Source organism: Candidatus Bandiella numerosa (assembly GCF_021811875.1).
GTDB classification, from domain to species: domain Bacteria; phylum Pseudomonadota; class Alphaproteobacteria; order Rickettsiales; family Midichloriaceae; genus Aquirickettsia; species Aquirickettsia numerosa_A.
The window spans coordinates 1-4,187 of the sequence record NZ_JAJBJD010000097.1 but is presented as its reverse complement, the minus strand read 5'-3'; the positions used below and the strand labels follow the sequence as shown (position 1 = coordinate 4,187).

Here is a 4,187-nt window from a genome sequence, read left to right as displayed (position 1 = left end):
TCCAAAGAGAGAATTTTCAAAAAGCTAAATTTATTTGGGATGAAGCTATCCAAGAGATAGCTGCTGCCTAAAATTTAAGGGTCAGGGTTGTGTTGCGGCCATATTTCCATTAACTTGACGGTGCCAATATTTATGCTTCCTGAGGCTTATACTTAAAAATAGCTCTTTAATAACTACTGGTAAAAAATCACCAAATAGGTATATAGCAATTAAAATAAAAAATAATACTAGAGGTAATTGAAATTTTTTCATATAATACACGTCATACTGTAAATTATAAAAATAAAAACACTATTTGATGTTTGAAATCAAGTTAAATAAAAATATTAAAAAATATAATGATGCAATATCAGGAGTAGATTTACTTCAGGAAATTGACAAAAGTTTAAGACAAAATTGTCTCGCTATAAAAATTAATAATGAGATCAAGGATTTATCAACTGTGATAAATGAAAATAGTGAGGTGGATTTCGTATTTTCCTCCTCTCCTCTAGGTTTAGATATTATCAGGCATGATGCAGCTCATATACTTGCACAAGCCGTGAAAGAATTATATCCAGAAGCTATGGTTACGATTGGTCCAGTTATTGAAAATGGGTTTTATTATGATTTTGCAAATGTTACCCCGCTTAATGAAGTAGACTTAGAAAAAATTGAAAAGAAAATGCAAGAGATTATCGATCAAAATCTTGCAATCATTAGAAAAGTTGTAACAAAAGATGAGGCCATTCGCTTTTTTCAGGCTCAAGGAGAAAAATATAAAGTTGAAATTATCAATTTTTTTCCTGATGACGCTGAGATCACTATTTACACCCAAGGTAATTTCTCGGATCTATGTAAAGGGCCACATTCTCAAAATACCGGAGCAGTTAAGGCTTTTAAATTAATGAAGATAGCCGGGGCTTATTGGAGAGGTAATAGCCAAAATGAAATGTTACAAAGAGTATATGGAACTGCTTGGTCTGATAAAAAGCAACTAAAGCAGTATTTAACGATGCTTGAAGAAGCAGAAAAAAGAGATCACAGAAAGTTAGGTAAGCAATCTGATTTATTTCATTTTCAGGAGGAAGCTCAAGGAGCGGTGTTTTGGCATCCAAAAGGATGGGATTTATTTCAAAGGCTGATTAATTATATAAGAAATACACAAAATGATAATGGCTATTTTGAGATAAGCACTCCAGAAATAATGGATAAAAATCTTTGGGTATTATCTGGTCATTGGGAAAAATTTAGAGAGAATATGTTTACCGCAAACTCTATAGAAGAAGATAAGGTGTATGTGGTAAGACCAATGAATTGCCCAGGTGGAGTTCAAGTGTATAACCAGGGTATTAAAAGCTATAGAGATCTACCACTACGATTAGCAGAATTTGGTAAAGTACATAGATATGAGCCTTCAGGTGCTTTGCATGGATTAATGAGAGTTAGAGCATTTACCCAAGACGATGCCCATATTTTTTGCACGACTGAGCAAATGACTGAAGAATGCATTAACGTTTGCAAATTAATTAAGGAAATATACAAGGACTTTGGTTTTGAAGACGTCAAGGTTAAATTTTCAGATAGACCAGAAAAAAGAATTGGCACAGATGAAGTTTGGGATAAATCAGAAAAAGCATTATTAGATGCCGTTAAGCAACAAAATTTACCCTATACTTTAAATAAAGGTGAGGGAGCGTTTTATGGTCCAAAATTAGAATTCGTTCTAAGGGATGCAATAGGTAGAGATTGGCAATTGGGAACACTACAAGTGGATTTTAATTTACCAGAAAGGCTAGATGCAAACTATATTGACAAGGACGGAAAAAAATATAGGCCAGTAATGCTTCATAGGGCGTTATTTGGCTCAATAGAGCGATTTTTAGGTATTTTGCTGGAGCACTATTCTGGTAATTTACCAATTTGGCTTGCACCCATCCAGATAGCTGTTATCACAGTGACTGATGAGCTCTCAACTTATGCTAAAAATATTTCAGAAATATTAAAAAAGAATGCTATCAGACATATAGTTGATTTAGATAATGAAAAAATTACTTATAAAATAAGAAAACATTCTCTTAATAAGGTACCAATAATCGTTGTTTTAGGAAAAAAAGAAGAAGATGAGAAACTTGTATCTGTGAGAAAATTAGGTGATAAGCATCAAGAAGTACTTGAGTTAAGTCATTTTGTAGATAAATTGTTAGATGAAATTAAACAAAAAAGGAGCTAGTTATATCAAAAAAATCTAATATAAAAATTAATTCAGAAATTGATTCTAAGGAAATACGTCTTGTTGACAGTGACGGAAAAATGTTGGGAGTAGTTAAAGTTGAAGAAGGTATAAATCTGGCTAAAGAAAGAAAGCTAGATTTAGTGGAAATTTCAGCTAATACAGAGCCGCCTGTTTGTAAAATTTTAGATTTTGGGAAATATAAATATGAGCTAAGAAAAAAATTTCATGAATCTAAGAAAAAACAAAAGACAGTAGAAATAAAAGAAATAAAGCTTAGACCAAATATTGCAGTTGGTGATTTTAATGTTAAGTTAAATAATGCTAAAAGGTTCATAGGTGATGGAAACAAAGTTAAAGTCACATTATTTTTTAAAGGACGGGAAATAGTGCATGAGGATGTTGGAATGAATGTTATTGAGAAGTTTAAGGCAGAAGCTTTGAATTTTGCTAAAATTGAATTAGATATTAAAAAAGAAGGAAAGAATATCTCTATCATCATTGCTCCTAAATAGATTGCTATAAATATGACAGAATTAACTCCTAAACAAATAGTTGCAGAACTTGATAGATATATTGTGGGGCAGAATCATGCTAAAAAAGCAGTATCTATTGCCTTAAGAAATAGATGGCGTAGAAAGCAGGTTGCTAATGATTTACGAGATGAAATAGTCCCTCATAATATATTGATGGTTGGGCCAACTGGCGTTGGTAAAACTGAAATTGCAAGAAGACTAGCTAAATTCTCAAACTCTCCTTTCATAAAAATTGAAGCAACAAAATTTACAGAAATAGGATACGTTGGTCGTGATGTGGATTCAATTATTAGAGATTTGCTTGATATTACAATAAAGCTCGTTAGAGAAGAATTTAACGTAGAAGTAGCTAGTAAAGCGTTTTATGAAGCTAAATTGAAATTGGTAGATAGTTTAGTTGGTAAAGATGCCTCAGAAAAAACGAAAGAATTGTATTTCAAAAAACTTGATGCTAAGGAATTGGATGATAGTGAGGTAGAAATTTCAATTAATGAATCATTCAATAAAAATTCCCAAATTCCAACGTTTGATATACCTGGAATGCCGGGAAGCCAAATGGGTATGTTAAATATCGGTGATATGCTTGGAAAAACTTTTGGTGCAAAAAAACAAAAATTAGTAAAATTAAAAGTATCAGAAGCTATCAAACACTTAATTAAGCAAGAAACGGAAAAATTAATTGATGAACAAGCAATTATAGAGAAAGCCATAAAAATTACTGAAGAAGATGGAATAGTATTTTTAGATGAAATTGATAAAATTGCAGGTGGTGGAGTAAATAAACGAAATGAAGTAAATAGAGAAGGTGTCCAACGTGATTTATTACCATTAATAGAAGGTACAATAGTAAGTACAAAGTATGGGTCTGTGAAAACAAATCACATTCTGTTTATAGCATCAGGAGCATTCCATTTGGCTAGACCTTCTGATTTATTGCCAGAATTGCAAGGTAGACTTCCAATTAGGGTGGAGTTATCGCCATTATCTAAAGAAGATTTATTGAGGATACTTAAAGAACCAGAAAATTCACTACCAAAACAATATTGTGCGTTGCTTAAAACAGAAGGAGTGCATTTAAAATTTATGGAAAGTGGATTAGAAAGTATTGCAAAACATGCTACACAAATAAATGATGAAATAGAGAATATTGGCGCTAGAAGATTATATACTTTGCTTGAAAAAATTTTAGAAGAAGTGAGTTTTACTGCTGATGAAATAAAAAGCAAAACTATAATCATAGATTCTAAATTTGTTGAGAAGAATTTATCTTCAATTAATATAGCAGAGGATTTAAGTAAGTTTATTCTGTAATAACGGCACAGTCAAGTTAAAAATAGAATAAAATTCTGATATTGAATAAAAGATTATAAAATTGTAGGATTTAAAAAAATAAATATCAAAAAAGATGAAGGGCACACCAAACAGACATAGATATCCAA

The 4,187-nt window shown here is 31.4% G+C and carries 4 protein-coding genes; 3 read left to right on the top strand and 1 reads right to left on the bottom strand.

The window, feature by feature from the left end; translation table 11 throughout:
- Positions 1-81 precede the first annotated feature (81 nt).
- Positions 82-252, bottom strand: coding sequence for a hypothetical protein (locus L8D11_RS03890; RefSeq protein ID WP_236870364.1), 171 nt, complete (start codon positions 250-252; stop codon positions 82-84).
- A 46-nt stretch (positions 253-298) separates the two neighbouring features.
- On the opposite strand from L8D11_RS03890, the gene thrS reads away from it, so the two are divergent.
- Genes thrS through hslU form a run of 3 tightly spaced genes read left to right on the top strand, consistent with a single transcriptional unit; the run spans position 299 to position 4,059 of the window.
- Positions 299-2,212 carry a threonine--tRNA ligase gene (thrS, locus tag L8D11_RS03885; protein ID WP_236870363.1) on the top strand — a complete coding sequence of 638 codons (1,914 nt, stop codon included), beginning with the start codon at positions 299-301 and terminating at the stop codon, positions 2,210-2,212.
- 2 nt (positions 2,213-2,214) lie between these two features.
- Positions 2,215-2,727 (top strand): translation initiation factor IF-3, encoded by a 513-nt coding sequence (gene infC, locus L8D11_RS03880; protein WP_236870365.1) that lies wholly within the window; start codon positions 2,215-2,217, stop codon positions 2,725-2,727.
- Positions 2,728-2,739: 12 nt separating this feature from the next.
- Positions 2,740-4,059, top strand: a complete 1,320-nt coding sequence (gene hslU / locus L8D11_RS03875; RefSeq protein WP_236870362.1) for an ATP-dependent protease ATPase subunit HslU — start codon at positions 2,740-2,742, stop codon at positions 4,057-4,059.
- Positions 4,060-4,187 lie beyond the last annotated feature (128 nt).

What these genes read in the sequence shown, in the direction of transcription:
- L8D11_RS03890 (WP_236870364.1), bottom strand. Translation starts at nt 252, where the DNA reads ATGAAAAAATTTCAATTACCTCTAGTATTATTTTTTATTTTAATTGCT.
- thrS (WP_236870363.1), top strand. Translation starts at nt 299, where the DNA reads ATGTTTGAAATCAAGTTAAATAAAAATATTAAAAAATATAATGATGCA.
- hslU (WP_236870362.1), top strand. Translation starts at nt 2,740, where the DNA reads ATGACAGAATTAACTCCTAAACAAATAGTTGCAGAACTTGATAGATAT.